An 18,382-nucleotide genomic window follows, 5' to 3' on the forward strand; every position below is an offset into this window, starting at 1 on the left:
TTATGGAGGGAGCATTTGAATGTATTTGAAGCGGTGAAACAGTCTGTTACCACCCGGCAGGCTGCTTCATTCTATGGAATCCGGGTGGGGAGAAACGGCATGGTCTGCTGTCCATTCCACAATGACCGCACGCCCAGCATGAAAGTGGACAGCCGCTTTTACTGCTTCGGCTGCGGGGCTTCCGGGGATGTGATCGACTTGGCCGCTTTGCTGCATGGATTGGGGAAACGGGAAGCTGCGGTCAGGCTTGCGGAGGACTTCGGCGTTTCCTATGAGAAATCCGGCAATGCGCCGCCAGATAGGAAGCGTCACAACAGGTCACAGCCCCGACAAAAATCAGCGGAGCAGAGATTTCAGGAAACGGAACGGTATTGTTTCCGGGTGCTATGCGATTATCTGCGCCTGCTGGAGCATTGGAAAACAGCACACGCCCCACAGCCGCAGGATGCCATCTGGCATCCTCTTTTTGTGGAAGCGTTGCAGAGGATAAGCTACACAGAATACCTTTTGGATATTTTGTTATACGGAGAAATAGAAGAAAAAGCGGCATTGATCGCCGCACAGGGAAAGGAGGTGTTGCGGCTTGAACAGCGAATTTCAGAGCTTGCCGCCGGAAACGCAGGAAGCGGTCAAAAGGACGATGGACACAATGGAACCGGCGCAGACACCGGCAGAAATCCGGGAAACATTAGAGGGGACGCAGAAAGGCGGCGTGAAGAACAGCATCCGAAACTGCCTGACGGTGTTCCAGCGTGACCCTCTGTTTCGCGGGGCGCTGCGCCTGAACCTTTTGACGGAGCAGATTGACATTGTGAAGCCGCTGGGCTGGGAGCGCACCAGTACCACGCTGACCGACATGGACATGAACTACCTGCTTTTGTATCTGGAAGAAAATTACGGGCTTACCAGCGAGAAAAAGGTGCAGAGCGCCATCAAGATTGTTGCCAATGAAAACCGCTACCATCCAGTCAGGGATTACCTGAACAGCCTGCAATGGGACGGCACAGAGCGCATCCGTTACGCCCTGCATCACTTTCTGGGAGCCGATACGGACGAATACACCTATGAAGCCTTGAAACTGTTCCTGATGGGAGCCATCCGGCGGGTATTCAGACCGGGGAGCAAGTTTGAGGTCATGCTCTGTCTGGTTGGTGGTCAGGGAGCCGGGAAATCTACCTTTTTCCGGCTGCTGGCAGGCAGGGACGAATGGTTTTCAGACGATTTGAAAAAGCTGGACGATGAAAATGTGTACCGCAAGCTGCAAGGGCATTGGATTATCGAGATGTCGGAGATGATTGCCACAGCCAACGCCAAGAGTATTGAGGAAATCAAGTCATTCTTAAGCCGCCAGAAAGAAACCTACAAAGTGCCGTATGAGACACATCCGGCAGACCGGCTGCGGCAATGTGTATTTGGAGGGACGACCAACCGGCAGGACTTTTTGCCCCGTGACCGCACCGGCAACCGGCGCTTTCTCCCCGTGACGGTGTACCCGGAACGGGCGGAGGTTCACATACTGGACGATGAAGCGGCGGCGAGGGCGTATATCGAACAGATGTGGGCGGAAGCCATGACGGTTTATCGCAGTGGGAAGTATAAGCTGTCATTCAGCATGGAAATGAACCGATACCTGAACGCCCACCAGCAGGACTTTATGCAGGAAGACACACAGGCCGGCATGATCTACGCCTATTTGGAGGACTACACCGGCGACAGGGTATGTTCCAAGCAGCTTTATGAGGAAGCGCTGGGGAACTTAAATTCCCCGGCAGACTGGGAGACACGGGCAATCTGCGAGATTATGAATACCGGCATTGCGGGCGGCATCATACAGGGCTGGGTAGCCTACAAAAGCCCGAAGCGGTATAAGAAATACGGTTCTCAAAAAGGCTGGGAGCGTGTCAACCAAGCTCCGCCGGAGGGGGACGGTTTTCAGGAAATCACGGAAGAAGAAGCCCGGCAAATGGAACTTCCATTCTGAAAAGCCACCGGTTGACAGTTTGGTTGACGCTTTGGTTGACAGCCGGTTGACGGGGAAAAGCCTGATATTTGGGGCATTTCTCTCCTTTGTCAACCATGTCAACCAAGAAATCAAAGAAAAAGTAAAAAGTAATAATAGAGCGCCTATGGATTGTTTTCAAAGTCTTTTCTGCCGGTTGACACGGTTTGGTTGACACGGAGACAGTCTGCGGCTGTACACCTGTCTGACATTCCCTTGTCGGGCATATTTCATTTATGGAGGTAACTGCCTATGGCAAAAAGCAAAAACGAGAGCAATAACAAAAACAGCGGCACCCTGCTTACCGAAAAAGACGGCACCCAGTATTTTGTCATGGGGAAAGTCCGTATCAAGGTATCGGAGCATTTCGCACAGGATGGGAAGCCGCTTGACAGCCTGCTGGAAGATGTGATCCAGCACGCTGCCGCCGCTTCCTGAAAAAATACGGAATAACGACTGTCAATCAGCCCACGCTTATGATATACTTGTACCAGCGAGTATTGTATAAGCGTGGGTTGTTTCTTTTAGAAGGAGGATTTTTAACCGTGAAACAACCATACAATACAACGATTTATAACACTGCACTATATTTGAGATTGAGCCGTGACGATGAATTACAGGGGGAAAGCGGCAGTATCCAGACCCAGCGCATGATGCTTAGACAGTATGCCGCAGAGCATGGGCTGACCGTTGTAGACGAGTACATTGACGACGGATGGAGTGGGACAAATTTCGAGCGTCCAAGTTTCCAAAGGATGATTGATGACATCGAAGACGGGAAAATCAACTGCGTTGTCACAAAGGACTTATCCCGTCTGGGAAGAAACTATATCCTGACCGGTCAGTACACGGAAATCTATTTCCCCAGCAAGGGAGTACGCTACATTGCCATCAATGACAATGTGGACACCATCAACGGAGAAAGCGAGCTTGCACCGTTCTTAAACATCCTGAATGAAATGCACGCCCGACAGACCAGCAAAAAGGTCAAGGCTGCCATGCACACAAGATTTGCCAATGGCGCACACTATGGAGCCTATGCACCGCTGGGCTATGTAAAAGACCCGGACAAAAAAGGTCATCTTCTGATCGACCCGGAAACACGCTGGATTGTAGAGAAGATTTTTGACCTTGCTGTACACGGGCGTGGAGCCGCCAGCATTACACGGATTCTGGTGGAGGAAAAAGTACCTACCCCCGGCTGGCTGAACTATGAAAGATACGGGACTTTCGCCAATATCTACGCCGGTGCGCCCGCAGAAAAAGCCTATGCGTGGACGATAGCACAGGTCAAGAGCATTTTGAAAGAGGAAACCTACATCGGTCACAGCATTCACAACAAGCAGAGCAACATTTCATTCAAGAACAAGAAAAAGGTGCGGAAGCCGCAGGAAGAATGGTATCGTGTGGAAAATACCCACGAAGCCATCATTTCTGAAGAAGTGTTCCAAAAAGTTCAGGAGCTGATTGCAAGCAGACGCAGGAAACGCAGAAACGGTACGACACAGATTTTCGCAGGATTGATAAAATGTGCAGACTGCGGATGGTCTTTAGCCTATGGGGAAAACAAGCAGAATAAGAACCCATACGGGTACTACCATTGCAGCAAGAACGGGCAGGGATTACGCCAGTGTTCCATGCACTATATCCGCTATGATGTACTGTATGCCTATGTGCTTGCAAGACTGCAATACTGGTCTATGCTGGCACAGAAAGACGAGGACAAGCTGCTGAAACGCCTGCTCAATGCCAGCGACAGGGAAAGAAACTCTGCGAAGAAAAAGCAGGCTGCGGAGCTGAAAAAGGCAGAGAAGCGTAAAGCCGAGGTTGACGGGCTGTTTGCTAAAATGTATGAGGACTGGTCTGCCGGACGCATAACCGAGTATAACTTCAATATGCTGTCCGAGAAGTACCAGAACGAGCAAAAGGAGCTTGAAACAAAAATAAGACAGCTTCACGAAACGATGGAAGCCGCCGTACAGACCGCAGCGGATGCTGAAAAGTGGATTGCCCTGATGAAACAGTATGTCAACCCTGTGGAGCTGACCGCCGAACTTCTGAACACTCTAATTGAAAAAATAACCGTCCACGAAGCTGTCAAGGGCGAGGACGGAAGCCGTGAGCAGGAAGTAGAAATCTACTACCGCTTCATCGGCAAAATCGACTGACCTTTCTTTTTTACCCAACAATATCTTTAATTAAGGGAGACGGGTGCGACCTATCCTGAAATCAAGGCCCGTGTGTTGGAACAGACTGGGCTGAAGGTTTCTTCCCTGTATATCTCGCAGGTCAAGCAGAAATGCGGTCTGGAGGTACGAGAGAACCACCACAAGGCGAAGTCCGAAAATACAAAGCAGCCTCAGTGTCCGAAGGAGAAAGAGGATGCGATTGTGGAGGCTTTGAAGCATTTTCAGATGATATGATTTACAGTATGTCCGTCTGATTTTCAGGCGGGCATTTTCTTTTGCCGGAATATGGTGTTTCCACTTTTATCGTGGTACAATAGACGCAAGAATCATTTTTCAGGAAAAGCATTCTGCTATCCGATTTATAGGACACCCATTGTTGTAGAATCAGGATGTCCACCTATCACAAAAAACAAGGAGCAACGTATGCCAAACGATAAGATCACCGCCGTAGGTGCCAACATTGCCGAAAAAGCCGCCATGATCTGGAACGTGGCCGATATGCTGCGTGGGCCGTTCAAGCCCCACGAGTACGGTCTGGTTATTCTGCCCATGACCGTGGTGAAGCGGTTCCACGACTGCCTGCTGCCCACCCATCAGGCGGTGCTGGACACCTACGAGAAGGTGAAAAAGCTGCAGGTCATCGACGGCTTTTTGCAGAAAGCCTCCGGTTACCAGTTCTATAACACCAGCCGGTTCACCTTCGAGACCCTGCTGGCAGACCCGGACAACATTGAGTCCAACTTCCGGGATTACCTGTCCGGCTTTTCTGCCAACGCACAGGACGTGCTGGCAAAGTTCGACTTTGACAACATCATCAAGCGGATGGTGGAGAGCAACACCCTCTACCTCGTCATCAAGGAGTTCGGCTCTGGGAAGGGCTATCTTGGCCCGGACAAGATCAGCGCCGTGGACTGCGGCTACATCTTTGAGGACTTGGTGCGGCGGTTCTCTGAGAGCTTTGGCGAGGAAGCCGGAGCTCACTTCACCAGCCGGGATATCATCTACCTGATGACCGACCTGCTGCTGTCTGAAGCCGACCTCGATACCAGCAGCATGACCGTTTACGATATGGCCATGGGAACCAGCCAGATGCTGAGCTGCATGGAGGAGCGCATCCACGAGCTGAACAGCGACATTGAGGTAACCTGCTTCGGGCAGGAGTTCAACCCCTCCACCTTTGCCATCGCCAAGGCGGACATGATGATCCGGGGCGGCGACCCCAACAATATGCGGTTCGGTGACACCCTGTCAGAGGATCAGTTTCCCGGGTTCACCTTCCAGTACATCATCTCCAACCCGCCCTTCGGCATTGACTGGAAGCGGGAGCAGAAGGCGGTGGAAGCCGAAGCCGCCCGGGGCGAGATGGGGCGTTTTGCCCCCGGTCTGCCCAAGATCAGCGATGGTCAGCAGCTTTTTGTGCTGAACGGTCTTGCCAAGCTGGCAAACAAGGGCAAGATGGCCATTATCCAGAACGGCTCTCCCCTGTTCAGCGGCGATGCCGGCAGCGGCCCGAGCAACATCCGGCAGTATATTCTGGAAAACGACTGGCTGGACTGCATCATCCAGCTTTCCACCGATATGTTCATGAACACCGGCATCTCCACCTACATCTGGGTGCTCAGCAAGGATAAGCCCGCCCACCGTGCAGGCAAGGTGCAGCTCATTGACGCCAGCCACTGCTTCGAGCCACGCCGCAAGAGCATCGGCACCAAGCGCAACGACATCACCGATGCCTGCCGGGAGCTGATCGTCACCGCCTACGGCGAATTTGCCAACGGCAAGGTGTACGGCGACAAAAACGGCATCTACTGCGAGAGCAAGGTGTTCGAGAGCGTGGAGTTCGGCTACAACAAAATCGTGGTGGAGCGCCCCCAGCGGGACGAGGCAGGCAACATCCTCCTGAAGCGTGGCAAGCCTGTGCCGGACACCAGCCTGCGTGACACTGAAAACGTACCGCTGGTGCAGGATATTGACGCCTACTTTGCCCGGGAAGTTCTGCCCTACGCCCCCGACGCATGGATCGACCACAGCAAGACCAAGGTGGGCTACGAAATCCCCATGACCCGCTATTTCTACGAGTATCAGGCACCGGAAGCCGTAGAGGATATCGTGGCGCGCATCACCGCACTGGAACAGGATATCTCCGCCGGGCTGGCAGAGCTGTTCCATAAGGAGGACGAATAATGGAACGGAAAAGTATGATTAAGGTTCGCGGTGGATTTAGTGACAGAGCCGGCATTGACCCTTGTAACATCCAAATGCAAATTGATGATTTTGATGAAAGAACTCGGACATTTATTAGTAATAAACTCTACGATTTTTTGCAAGTAACATTCAACCATGAATGCGAAACTCGTAATATAAAGTACGGTCCTACAGATCAAAATCTTTCAAATATTTTCTGTAAAAATCTAATGCAGAATGTTTTTGCAGATTTAAATCATTTACCGCTTGGTTATCATTATGATTGGGAAAAGTTTTATTCCCGAATCGAAGAGGTTTTAATGGAGGCTCCTTATAACGAAGTTTTAGATTTGCTTTGGTATATTTGCAATTGGTTTGCCTTATCCACTAACAATTGTATCGATGTTTTTCAAGAGTGGTTCAATGAACTTTTCCAAAGTGAGTATGTAGGTTACCGCTTTATATCTGGTGAAATCGTTCCTATTACAGATGAAATCGAAGTAAAAGAAATTGAACAAGCCTGCTGTACGCCTTTTGACGGCGCACGCAAACACCTTAAGAAGGCTCTCAACTTTTTATCTGACCGTGAACACCCAGACTATAAAAACTGCGTCAAAGAAAGTATCAGTGCCGTCGAAGCAACCTGCCGCATTATTGCAGAAAAAGACAGTGCTACTCTTGGTGAAGCATTAAAACTACTTGCTAAGCACGGACTAAAATTGCATCCTTGTCTTAACTCTGGAATTGATAAACTTTACTCTTATGCCTGCGATCAAGGTGGTGTACGTCATGCCGAGCACGAAGCCGAAAGCATCGTTACTTTTGAAGAAGCCAAATTCATGATGGTTACCTGTAGTGCAATCGTCAACTATCTGGTTGCAGAATACGGAAAGCATGGTACAGAAAATGCGTAAAATGAAAGACAGCGGCATTGAATGGATTGGGGAGATTCCAGAGGGGTGGGAGGTTGTAAAGGCTAAGTATCTTTTTGCTCAACGGAACGAAAAAGGAAACTCTGCTCTTGTTCTTCTCTCTCCTACTCAAAAATATGGTGTTATTCCACAAAGTCAGTTAGAGGGCGTTGTTCAAGTCAAAGAAAACACGGATTTACGAACTTTCAAAACAATCCATATTGGAGATTTCGTAATCAGTCTGCGTAGTTTTCAAGGCGGCTTTGAGTTTTCAAATTATGAGGGTGTATGTTCCCCTGCATATCAGGTATTACATGCCACCAAAGACCTTTCCAATGACTTTTTTCGGTATCTTTTCAAATCAGATGGTTTTATCAGTAAAATAAACAGTCTTACTGTTGGCATTCGTGAGGGCAAGAATATCCAGTACTGGGATTTTTCAAATATGTTACTTGCCCTTCCTCCTAAAGAGATTCAGATTCGGTCTGCTCAGTACTTGAATGCAAAATGCACTGAAATTGACACTATGCTTTCCAAAACTCGCTCTAGCATTGAGGAATACAAAAAGCTCAAGCAGGCAGTTATTACGCAAGCTGTTACCAAAGGCGTGCGTGGTGAGCGGGAGATGAAGGATTGCGGAGTTGAATGGGCTGGTCTAGTTCCACACCATTGGGGTGTCGCTAAAATTGGAAGCATAGGTCAAACTTCCAGTGGTGCCACGCCACTAAGAAGTAAAGAATCTTCTTTTTTTGATGATGCCACTATCAGATGGGTTCGTACACTCGATTTAAATGATGGTTTTGTTTATGACAGTTCAGAGAAAATAACCGAATTGGCTTTAGCCTCATCTGCTTGCTCTATTATGCCTAAAGGCACAGTTTGTGTTGCCATGTACGGTGGTGCCGGAACAATCGGAAAATGCGGTCTACTCATGTCAGATTGTGCAACAAATCAGGCTGTTTGCTCCATCGTCTGCAATCGCAAAATTGTTTCTCCCATTTTTCTGCTAATGCAGTTGCTTGCACTAAAACCATATTGGATGAAATATGCTGTTGGAACAAGAAAAGACCCCAATATCAGTCAAGACATTGTTGCTCGAATGAAAATACTCATTCCGCCACTAGATGAACAAAAAGAAATCACCGACTACCTTGATGCCAAGTGCGCCGAGATTGACAAGTTGATTGCAAAGAAGGAGCAGCTGGTGAAAGAGCTGGAAAGCTATAAGAAAAGTTTGATTTATGAGGTTGTAACAGGGAAAAGGGAGGTGTAAAATTATGGTGGATGAAATCTCACCACGGTCTGGCGTCCTTGACTGTGAACAGGGCGGTGCAACATTTTATGAAGAGAACTACAAATTCCGTATTATGAATAACGTTCCTTTCAAAGCCACTTCTAGCCGTACCGAAGATTATTCAAAATTAGCACAGAGCAACAAATACTTTCATGGTACTACCCATGACGGCAGCGACATTGCTGTTTATTGCGGAAGTCGGACAATGCCTCCTATCCGAACCGTTGCAATTTTTTCTTCTAATGTTTATGCAATTCAAAAAGGAAATCTTGAAACTTGTAATTGGGAAAAAATCGATGCGATTGAGTTCAGGGGTGGAACTTTAGACTCATTGTTTTTCTCCATCGATTCGCCATATGAACTTGTAAATGGAGCCGTTCAACTTTCTGCTCCAAAGTCACCTTTTTGCTTTTCTTTTGATTATAATGGCTCCTGTATATATGTTAAATCAGGCAACCAGGCACATGAAACTTATGATTTGAACCGTGTTGAACTGATTGGTCGGACGCGTTATTTGACCCTTCAATTTTCAGAGCCGATTTCTTTCGGAGCGGTTCCGTTTCATATTGAAAAGATCAAAACACTGTTATCTTTTATGACTTTCCGTCAGAACGTCGACTTTGATGAAATTGCTTTACAAGAAAAAACATCCTTTCCTCCTCTTTTGATGGATACCGCTTTGGTTTATTCAAAAGGTTCTTCTACTGTGACTCAGAAAAAAGCCCCAAACAATATTTGCTTCAATGATTTAGATGTCACTCTTTCTTCTTTGATTGAGTTAATTTACTGTGAGCAAAAAAACAATCCTTTTTCTTTTATGAACTTCGTGCCAGAAGATGATAAAGGCCTTGGTCGAGTGACTAACGATATGGTCAAAGGGATTGTAACCTGTTTGGAATGCGAAATCGCACGTCTAAAAAAATCCGATGATATTACGTCAGCTATACAAGACAACAAAAACGACACCTATATTCAAGAAGAACTGCGGCTTCAGTCACTTGTGAAAGAATTACAGAAAGTTGCAAAGGATTTCCAAAAGAAAAATGGAAAATTTTCAAAGAAAACAAACGATATGATTTGCGGTAGACTCAAATATATGACTATCGCTGACGCAGATAAAGTCTGTCTCTTTTATGTCAAATATCAAAAATTCATCCGAAAGCTATTTGATAAATTTGAAATCGTTCCAACAGAAGATGACATCCAGAATTTAATCATCTATCGCAATAGAACTACGCATGGAACACAAGCTGTTTTGGATGAGCATATTGTAACAACTGCGCTTTATCTAACTGGTTTAATTTACTGTATGATTCTTCACAGTATCGGAATTGATGACAAAAATTTGGAGCAGCTTTGTTCCAGACACTTTTTATGGCGATAACAAAAGGAGGTCTAACCATGCCCCTCAACACCACCGAAAAGCAGTTTGAATCGGACATTGCGGCGGCGCTGCTCTCCCCTGCCGGGGGCTACACCCGCAATGGGGATTGCTACGACCCCAAGCTGGGGCTGTTTGTGGATACCCTGATCCGCTTTGTGCAAAAGACCCAGCCCAACGAGTGGGCATTTTTTGAAAAGCAGAACCCGGTAAACCCGGTGCGGAAGTTCTGCACGGCCTTTAACAATGCCTGCGATGCGGACGGACTGCTTTCGGTGCTGCGGTATGGGTTCAAGCACCGGGGACGGCGGTTCCGGGTGTGCTATTTTCAGCCAGAATCTGCGCTGAACCAGAAGGACGCCCAGCGCTACGCCCAAAACGAGATCACCTGCAACCGGCAGTGGTTCTACTCCGACACCACCCACAACTCGGTGGACATGGTGCTGGCGGTAAACGGCATCCCGGTGTTCGCCTTTGAGCTGAAGAACCAGTTCACCGGGCAGACCGTGGAGAACGCCAAACAGCAGTGGATGCACGACCGGGACCCCCGGGAGGTGTGTTTCCAGTTCAACAAGCGCATTCTGGGCTACTTTTGCGTAGACCTGACCGAGGTGTGGATGGCCACCCGGCTGGCAGGCAAGGACACCCGCTTTCTGCCCTTCAATCAGGGCTCCAACGGTGCCGGGCGGGACGGCGGCGCAGGCAACCCGCCCAACCCCAGCGGCTACCTTACCGCCTACCTCTGGGAAGAAGTGTTCCAGAAGGACAGCATGATGGACATCCTGCAAAAGTTTATGAGCCTGCAGGACGGCAAGACCCTGATCTTTCCCCGGTACCATCAGCTGGACGTGGTGCGCAAACTGGTGGCAGATGTGCGGCAGAAGGGTGCCGGGCAGCACTATCTCATCCAGCACAGCGCCGGGTCGGGCAAGTCCAACTCCATTGCTTGGACGGCGTACCGGCTGGCTTCCCTGTTCAACACCGAGAACAAGCCGGTGTTTGCCAGCGTCATCGTGGTGACTGACCGCACCGTGCTGGACGCACAGCTGCAGGAGACCATCTCCGGCTTCGACCATACGCTGGGTGCGGTGGAGGCCATCGGCGAGGACAAAAACTCCGGCGACCTGCGGGATGCCATCAACAACGGCGCACGCATCATCATCACCACGCTGCAAAAGTTCCCGGTCATCTACACTGAGGTGAATAAGACCGCCGGGAAGAACTATGCCGTTATCATCGACGAAGCGCACTCCTCCCAGACCGGCACCTCTGCTTTAAAGCTGAAAGCCGCCCTTGCCGACACCGAGGACGCGCTGCGGGAATATGCCGAGCTGGAAGGCAAAGCGGAGGACGAGATCGACCCGGAGGATGCACTGGTGAAGGAGTTGACCTCCCACGGGCGGCACAAGAACCTGTCCTTCTTTGCCTTTACCGCCACCCCAAAAGCCGCCACGCTGGAGCTGTTCGGCACCGAGTACCCGGACGGCAGCCACCACCCTTTCCACATTTACAGTATGCGGCAGGCCATCGAGGAAGGGTTCATTCTGGATGTGCTGCAAAACTACATGACCTATTCCACCTGCTTCAAGATCGCCAAGACCATCCCGGACAACCCCGACCTGCCTGCCAGCCGGGCGGCGAAGCTCATCCGCAAGTATGAGGAGCTGCACCCCTATAACATCAGCCAGAAGGCAAAGATCATTGTAGAGACCTTCCGGGAGACCACCAGCCACAAGATCGGCGGGCGGGGCAAGATGATGGTAGTCACCTCCTCCCGATTGGCCGATTGGCGGCGGTGCGATACTTCCACGAGGTCAAGCGCTACATTGCCGAGCAGGGCTATGACGATGTGCAGATCTTAGCGGCATTTTCCGGTGCTGTGCCGGACGGCGGTGTGGAGTACACGGAGCCGTCTCTGAACGTCCGCGCTGATGGCAGTCACATTGCAGAGAGCCAGACCAAAAAGGAGTTCCACAACAACTTCAATGTGCTCATCGTGGCAGAAAAATACCAGACCGGTTTTGACGAACCGCTGCTCCACACCATGATCGTGGACAAAAAGCTGAAGGGCGTCAAGGCAGTGCAGACTCTCTCCCGTCTGAACCGTACCTGTCCCGGCAAAACCGACACCTTTGTGCTGGATTTTGTGAACAAGGCAGAGGACATCCGGGAGGCATTCCAGCCGTTTTATCAGGAAACCTTTCTGGAGCAGGAGGTCAACACCGACCTCATTTACAAGACCCAGAAGGAGCTGCGGAGCTTTGCCGTTTATTCCGATGCAGACGTGGAAGCCTTTGCCAAGGAGTATTTCCGCAGCACCAAGCAGGATAAAAACGCCGTGGGCCGCATGAGCAGCGTCTTGAAGCCGGTGGCAGACCGCTACAACCAGAAAACGCAGGCCGAGCGGTACCAGTTCCGCCGCTTGCTGCGCAGCCTTGTCAAGTGGTACGGCTACGTTTCGCAGGTGGCACGGATGTTCGATGAAGAGCTGCACAAGGAGAACGTATTCTGTGCCTACCTGCTCAAGCTGCTGCCGCCGGACGAGGTCTCTCCGCTGGATCTGGAGGGCAAATTGCAGCTGGAATATTACAAGCTGCAAAAGACCTTTGCCGGTGCCATTGAGCTGGAACACGCCAAGGGCGTCTACGAGCCTGTCACCCAGAAGGGTGCTCTCGGCCACGACCCCAAGGAGCCGCTGGACGAGATCATTTTGAAAATCAACGAAAAGTTCAAGGGTGAGTTCACCAATGCCGACCGGGTGCTGCTTACCGCTCTGCATGACCGTCTGCTGGCTGACCCGAAGCTGGCAAAGCTGGCGCGCAGCTCCGACCCGCAGATCTTTACCGAGAGCATCTTCCCCAAAGCCTTTGACACCGCCGCACAGGACAGCTATCTCGAAGCGCAGGACACCTTCTCTTCCCTGTTTGAGGACACCAGCAAGTACAAGGCTATCATGTCGGCGCTGGCAGAGTGGCTGTATGGAGAATTCCGCAAGAAGTAAAACAGTTTTCCTTTTTATTTGCTTAAAACAGCCTGCATCCTTCAGATGCAGTTCAAGGGTTTGGGTGCTCCCCAACAAGTATTTTGCAGAGCAAAATAAGCAGATGTATATACGTCTGCATTGCTTGCTACAATGGTGTTGGTTCTGAGAAGCTCACAGCCAGTGAGCTATACAGATGCCCAAACCTAAGCTACAATGAAGATGTGCTGAGAGAACGAAGCATTGCTTGAGCTGAACGCTCGTACGCGCAAACTGTTCTCCGCCATCTCCATTGCAGCGTTCGATCGACGCAGGTTGAGTAGATGTTGCCGTACATTCGTGTCACAAAGCAAGCTGAATCGGTAATGGGCATAGGCGGAACCGGCATTAAAGGAGGTCAGAAAAATGGAAGCTGCTGTTATTACCGCCGTCGGTATTGATGTGTCTAAGAGCAAAAGCACAGTTGCGGTACGGAGACCCGGAGGCGAAATCGTACTTCGGCCTTTCGATGTCCGCCACACGAACAGTGACTTAAAAAAGCTGACATCCACACTCAAAAAACTGGGAGGCGATATTCGTATTGTAATGGAACATACCAGTACGTACTGGAGACCGATCGCGCTGACATTAAAGGAAGCAGGCTTTTTTGTTTCCGTTGTCAATGCGATGCTGATCCACGATTTTAGTGATAATACGATCCGAAAGCTGAAGACGGACCGTGCGGATGCTCTTAAAATCGCAAACTATGCGCTTACCTTTTGGGATATACTGCCCCCGTTCAATAATGAAGAAGAAACCAGGCTGCTTCTTAAAATGCAATCCAGAGCAAATGAGCGGATCACTGCGACTGCAACAGCGTTGCGGAACGGTCTGATTGCGCTGGCTGACCAAACATTTTCCGGGGTAAATATTGCGTTTGCTCCGAACACCAAAAATGCGAATGGACATGAAAAATGGGTAGATTTCTTTCTGCGTTATTGGCACAAGGATTGTGTCTGTCAATATTCCATGGAGGCTTTCACGGAATCTTATCGGGGCTGGTGCAAACGAAAAAACTACAAGTTCCGTACAGATACCGCTCACAAAATCTATCTGCTTGCACAGGAAAGCGTGGCTACTCTTCCGAAATGCGAAAGTACAAAGATGCTGATCACGCAGGCTTGCAAAAGCCTGAATGCCGTTTGCGAGGCCAAGCAAAGCACCCAGCTTGAAATGCAGCGGTTGGCTGCAATGCTCCCCGAATACGAGGTTGTGATGCAGATGGAAGGAGCCGGACCCGTTACCGGGCCTGCTCTTATGGCCGAAATTGGTGATGTTCGGCGGTTCAAAAACAAGAAAGCGTTGGTGGCCTTTGCTGGTATTGACGCACCGCCGTTCCAGTCTGGTGCATTTGAATCCAAGTCACGCCATGTTTCCAAACGAGGCTCACCGCATCTGAGGCGAACCATTTTTATTATATCGAATATTATTTTAACACGCTCAAACCCGGAAAATGCAGTTTACTGCTTTATGGACAAAAAGCGTTCCGAAGGAAAACATTATTACGTTTATACCGTCGCAGGAAGTGCGAAGTTCCTGCGGGTCTATTACGCTCGTGTTACTGAATTTCTACGGTCCCAGCCATCTTATGATGCCTATTGATGATTTCTGATGAACCATTACGATGATTTTCAGCTGACAAGCTGTGCTGTCGGCTTATTAAAGTTGCCGGATGCTTAACTGCACCCGGCAATAAATTTTTGATGATTTTTTGTTCAGGCTATTGACACTCGTTAGCAGGTTTGTTACTTCTACTATATACATTACATATAGAGCTTTTTATAATCATCCCCTCTTTTAATTATCTATATATAGTGTTGGTATATCTCTCAAAAAAAGCGGTCGAAGTGGTAACATCCCATATTTGCCGTCGATTTCGGCTCCGTTGTTACTTGCGTTACCGAATATTTTGCAGTATCCTTTTGTTATCAGAAGAATTCACTAGCTTTTCTGTATTCATAGGCCTGCTCAATATTAGCGATGATCACCTTTACGCTGCTCTTTCCAACTCGCTGGTTTTCCTGTCTGTTTTCGACATATCCACGGTCCTTGAAACCACGGATGCTCTTTTCGTAGGAAAAGCCATTGTCAATCAGCATTTTTCTGAGACAATTCGGCAGGATATAGGTTTTCTTTTCTCCTGGCTCATATCTTCCGAGCCGCGGTTCTCGTGCTACTTCATTAAGATGCTTCACTTCAAAATGCTCCTGATTGGAAGCGATCCATTCCTTTACAGTATCCCATGCACGCTCTACCGCATCTGCCTTCTGCTCTTTCTTCAGTGCTTCCAGCAGTTCAAAACCCATTTCCCATGCTGCACCACATGCCTCCTCACCAGCATTAAAAACAGCCTTTGATGCAATAAAGTCCGCAAAGACAAGCACAGCAACAAATTCCAGATGAATGCTCGTACATTTTTCATAGAGCATCGCGTACATCGAAACAAACTCATCCCGGAAATTTGTATAAGCCTGCCGCAGCTTGCTGGTGCCCTTTTCCAGCTCATATTCATGGAACAGGTAATCCATAAACATTTGCCCTGCAAAGCCGTAGTTCTCCGCTGCTGTCTGATGCACTGTTCTGGAAAAGTCCGTGTCACCGATTGGTGATGCATACAGTTCCATGACGCGCGTATTTTCACCGTCCATGGAATTCTGCACCGTGATCGGTTGTTCACCAGTAGACAGAATGGTATTGCACCATGTCTGCATTTTCTGCGTACCACCGATGCGGTCACCACGCATCTTTCCAATACCATTGCCCAGCATATACATCATTCGAGACAGATTTTCATACTTCAAACTGAGCGACTGCAGCTCATCCAGTGCCAGTGGAATGTTCCGCACTGTACCTGCCGTGTGCTCGATGCCGACCGCAGTGCTATTATAGCTCCGCAGCAGCACATTAGGATCGCCGTAGATGGACACTGCTGCCTTCAGCACCGCCGTCTTACCACTGCGAGAGTTTGCCCAGAGGTGGAAGATGAACGGCCGCTGTTGAAGGGGCTGCAGCAGTACAGATGCGAAGGATGTCGCCAGCATGACCCGTGCAGCCTGCATCGTGCGCAGCGTTGCTGCCATCTCCATCCATTTGTCTTTGTCACCGTGCGGCATAACAGCAGCGATAATTCGATGGCTTTCCTCGCCGGCACCATCATAGGCGGCACGGCTTTCCATGTGGTAAGGGAAGAATTCCCTGTTCTTGACCCAACCCATGCGCTCGATACTGCGGTGCCGCGGAATGACGGTTTTGTTGGAAGTTTCAAAAGCTTCCATATATTTGACTGCCTCTTTAGAGGTTTCCGATGTCACCGGCAATCCCTGATTTGCATATTTTACCAGTTTGCTCTTATCCATTGCATCGCCGCGTGGAACGATAATTTTTCTCCAACGGCAATCACCATAGAAAGCCAGTTCCAGCTTTACATCTTCATCATCAACATTCCTCATTCGCCGGGAAATATAAACCGGTGCGGAAAAGGCTGATTTTGTATAGGGAACGCCATTCAGGAATTCAATGTGTCGAACTCCTTCCATATCGACTTCCCAGCCTTTCGGCACCACCAGTCCATTCAGTTCCATGCCATCCAGTTCCAATGCCTTGCAGAACTCCTGTCCGCCTTCGTGTATATCTGCCTTTCCACCAGTGGTGGTCAGCATTTTTTCAAGGTCCCGGACTCCGATCTTCAGTTTGCCATATTTTTCCTTCAGCTTAAAATACTGGATTGGCTGGTGTTCCCGTGCATAACGTACCAGCTGAAGATTCTTTTCTTCTAAAGCCTCATCAACTGTCAGCTCCTCTTCCAGCAACTTTTTTACACGTTCTTCTATAGTGTAGTATGCAAAAACGATCGGTGCCCGAACACCGCACCCCTCTTTCGGACAATCAAATCCGAAAAAGTCCCGGATATAACGGCAGGAGCATGGACGGCTCATTTTTGCAGCACGCTCGTAATATTCCTCTGTCTGGTCGTAAGAATATCCGGGATATGTCTCGCTCCTCTCATGCACTTTTTTCTGACCGTCTTCCGTAATGGCAACAATAGAGATCATCGTATACCACATTGGCTCTGGCAGTGTTGCGGCATTTTCAATGCAATAATCAATAAAAGCACACTTTTCACACATACGTTCCGCAGGGCCGACCAAATCGCTCTCTGCATGGAACTCAACAATTTCGGTAATTCGCTTAAATTCTTTAAAAGCAGTTACCGGATAGCGGAATTCCTCGGCACTATATACCTCGCACCGTTTCGGCGGGTTGCTCTTAAAGTTCAGTGAACCCGGAGCCCGAAACATTCGAGGAACATCCTGCACATTGTCCAGTTTCCATCCCTTTTTACGCCCCTCTGCAATGACATACATACCGAACCCGGCAGAGAGTTCCCGGATCTGCTCACGCTCATCCTCGTTATGGATAATAAACGGCTCGTTCAGAGGCCAAATGGCATGCACGCCGTTGCCCGACCGCACAATGATGGAAGGCTTCAGCTTCAAACTGTTTACAAATGCAATCGCTTCTTCTTCCGTCTTCGGCAGTGCGGTTTCTTTGTGTGCCGGCCCCAGCACATCCACATCCGCCACCATGCAAACAACGGTGTGAATCTGTCCGATACCACCTCTGACACTCGATGGCAGCCCTTCCTGACGCAGTGCAACGCAATAATAGGTGTTGGCACTGGTACCCAGCACTTTAATGCGCTCCGCTGCTTTGTCCAGTTCCGTGACCGGGATATGCTCATTTCTGGAATCCGGCAGCGTCGTGACGGTAATGCATCCTTCTGTGCATTTACCATACAGCATCTGCAAAAAATCCCTCGTTGTAATATTCATAGGCTTCTCTCCACCCTGTGTTTTTAACGTGTAATCAATCTTTTTCTCTACATATCCGTACCTCCATTCTACCACGTTGCCTTTCAGACCAACGAACTTCTGAAGTTCACTTTCCTTCCGCTGCTCAAAATTAAAGGCCTTCATAAAGCGCACGATTTTCGGGCAAAATACAACCTTTTTACCGTTTCTTTCACACAATTCTTACATTTGCAGCCATTTCGATTATTTTCTCGTGAACTACAAAGCAGGCAACCTTTGCAATTGCCCATTGATCAGGGCATCTACAAAAGTCGCCTGCTTTGTTTACCTATCATCGAATCATGCTGTTGCATAGCAAATGACCAGCGGCAATTACCTCTGAACTGCAATAATTCCCTGACTTCCACTTTCTCCTTTCATCTGGCTCGGAAATAAAGGCCTTCACTATGTACACCGAAATCGGGTAAAAAGGAGACACTCTTCATGTTTCTTTCACAAAATTTTAACATTCAAAGCCTTATCCAAATCTATTCACCCTGCCCTTTATTGTACATAGCAGCTTGTGGAATAGGACGAAAAAAGCCGGTAGGCTTT

At 49.0% G+C, this 18,382-nt stretch carries 12 protein-coding genes; 11 read left to right on the plus strand and 1 reads right to left on the minus strand.

Annotated features, from left to right (window positions below; translation table 11 throughout):
* The first annotated feature begins 15 nt into the window (after positions 1-15).
* The 11 genes from J3352_RS02845 to J3352_RS02890 all read left to right on the plus strand — a co-directional run bounded on the left by J3352_RS02845 (position 16) and on the right by J3352_RS02890 (position 14,579).
* Complete coding sequence (locus tag J3352_RS02845) at positions 16-756, plus strand: CHC2 zinc finger domain-containing protein (RefSeq protein ID WP_035110550.1); 741 nt, start codon at positions 16-18, stop codon at positions 754-756.
* A complete protein-coding gene (locus tag J3352_RS02850; protein ID WP_009321442.1) occupies positions 641-1,981 on the plus strand; it encodes a virulence-associated E family protein in 1,341 nt (446 codons plus the stop codon). The genes J3352_RS02845 and J3352_RS02850 overlap by 116 nt, the downstream gene beginning before the upstream one ends.
* 270 nt (positions 1,982-2,251) lie before the next feature.
* Positions 2,252-2,437, plus strand: a complete 186-nt coding sequence (locus tag J3352_RS02855; protein ID WP_004849804.1) for a hypothetical protein — start codon at positions 2,252-2,254, stop codon at positions 2,435-2,437.
* 107 nt (positions 2,438-2,544) lie between these two features.
* Complete coding sequence (locus J3352_RS02860; RefSeq protein WP_008791695.1) at positions 2,545-4,167, plus strand: recombinase family protein; 1,623 nt, start codon at positions 2,545-2,547, stop codon at positions 4,165-4,167.
* A 444-nt stretch (positions 4,168-4,611) separates the two neighbouring features.
* The gene (locus J3352_RS02865) at positions 4,612-6,372 is read left to right on the plus strand and encodes a class I SAM-dependent DNA methyltransferase (RefSeq protein WP_005936070.1); all 1,761 of its coding nucleotides are present in this window, start codon (positions 4,612-4,614) and stop codon (positions 6,370-6,372) included.
* Entirely contained in the window at positions 6,372-7,286 is a 915-nt protein-coding gene (locus J3352_RS02870) for an AbiJ-NTD4 domain-containing protein (RefSeq protein WP_156065867.1), read from the plus strand. Before J3352_RS02865 ends, J3352_RS02870 begins: the two co-directional genes overlap by 1 nt.
* Complete coding sequence (locus J3352_RS02875; RefSeq protein ID WP_156065870.1) at positions 7,267-8,556, plus strand: restriction endonuclease subunit S; 1,290 nt, start codon at positions 7,267-7,269, stop codon at positions 8,554-8,556. Before J3352_RS02870 ends, J3352_RS02875 begins: the two co-directional genes overlap by 20 nt.
* A gap of 4 nt (positions 8,557-8,560) precedes the next feature.
* On the plus strand, positions 8,561-9,961 hold the full coding sequence (locus J3352_RS02880; protein ID WP_035394984.1) for a hypothetical protein: 1,401 nt from the start codon (positions 8,561-8,563) through the stop codon (positions 9,959-9,961).
* Between the two features lie 17 nt (positions 9,962-9,978).
* Positions 9,979-11,820, plus strand: coding sequence for a DEAD/DEAH box helicase family protein (locus J3352_RS14465; RefSeq protein ID WP_317347265.1), 1,842 nt, complete (start codon positions 9,979-9,981; stop codon positions 11,818-11,820).
* A complete protein-coding gene (locus J3352_RS14470) occupies positions 11,754-12,959 on the plus strand; it encodes a hypothetical protein (protein ID WP_317347264.1) in 1,206 nt (401 codons plus the stop codon). The genes J3352_RS14465 and J3352_RS14470 overlap by 67 nt, the downstream gene beginning before the upstream one ends.
* A gap of 399 nt (positions 12,960-13,358) precedes the next feature.
* Positions 13,359-14,579 carry an IS110 family transposase gene (locus J3352_RS02890; protein ID WP_099045445.1) on the plus strand — a complete coding sequence of 407 codons (1,221 nt, stop codon included), beginning with the start codon at positions 13,359-13,361 and terminating at the stop codon, positions 14,577-14,579.
* Positions 14,580-14,905: 326 nt separating this feature from the next.
* Here the strand turns inward: J3352_RS02890 and J3352_RS02895 are convergent, their stop codons facing one another.
* Positions 14,906-18,007, minus strand: coding sequence for a DUF927 domain-containing protein (locus J3352_RS02895; protein ID WP_156065873.1), 3,102 nt, complete (start codon positions 18,005-18,007; stop codon positions 14,906-14,908).
* Positions 18,008-18,382: the final 375 nt, after the last annotated feature.

The sequence above is a fragment of the Faecalibacterium sp. Marseille-Q4164 genome, from assembly GCF_017377545.1.
Taxonomy (GTDB): domain Bacteria; phylum Bacillota; class Clostridia; order Oscillospirales; family Ruminococcaceae; genus Faecalibacterium; species Faecalibacterium duncaniae.

What these genes read in the sequence shown, in the direction of transcription:
- J3352_RS02850 (WP_009321442.1), top strand. Translation starts at nt 641, where the DNA reads ATGGACACAATGGAACCGGCGCAGACACCGGCAGAAATCCGGGAAACA.
- J3352_RS02855 (WP_004849804.1), top strand. Translation starts at nt 2,252, where the DNA reads ATGGCAAAAAGCAAAAACGAGAGCAATAACAAAAACAGCGGCACCCTG.
- J3352_RS02865 (WP_005936070.1), top strand. Translation starts at nt 4,612, where the DNA reads ATGCCAAACGATAAGATCACCGCCGTAGGTGCCAACATTGCCGAAAAA.
- J3352_RS02870 (WP_156065867.1), top strand. Translation starts at nt 6,372, where the DNA reads ATGGAACGGAAAAGTATGATTAAGGTTCGCGGTGGATTTAGTGACAGA.
- J3352_RS02875 (WP_156065870.1), top strand. Translation starts at nt 7,267, where the DNA reads ATGGTACAGAAAATGCGTAAAATGAAAGACAGCGGCATTGAATGGATT.
- J3352_RS02880 (WP_035394984.1), top strand. Translation starts at nt 8,561, where the DNA reads ATGGTGGATGAAATCTCACCACGGTCTGGCGTCCTTGACTGTGAACAG.
- J3352_RS14465 (WP_317347265.1), top strand. Translation starts at nt 9,979, where the DNA reads ATGCCCCTCAACACCACCGAAAAGCAGTTTGAATCGGACATTGCGGCG.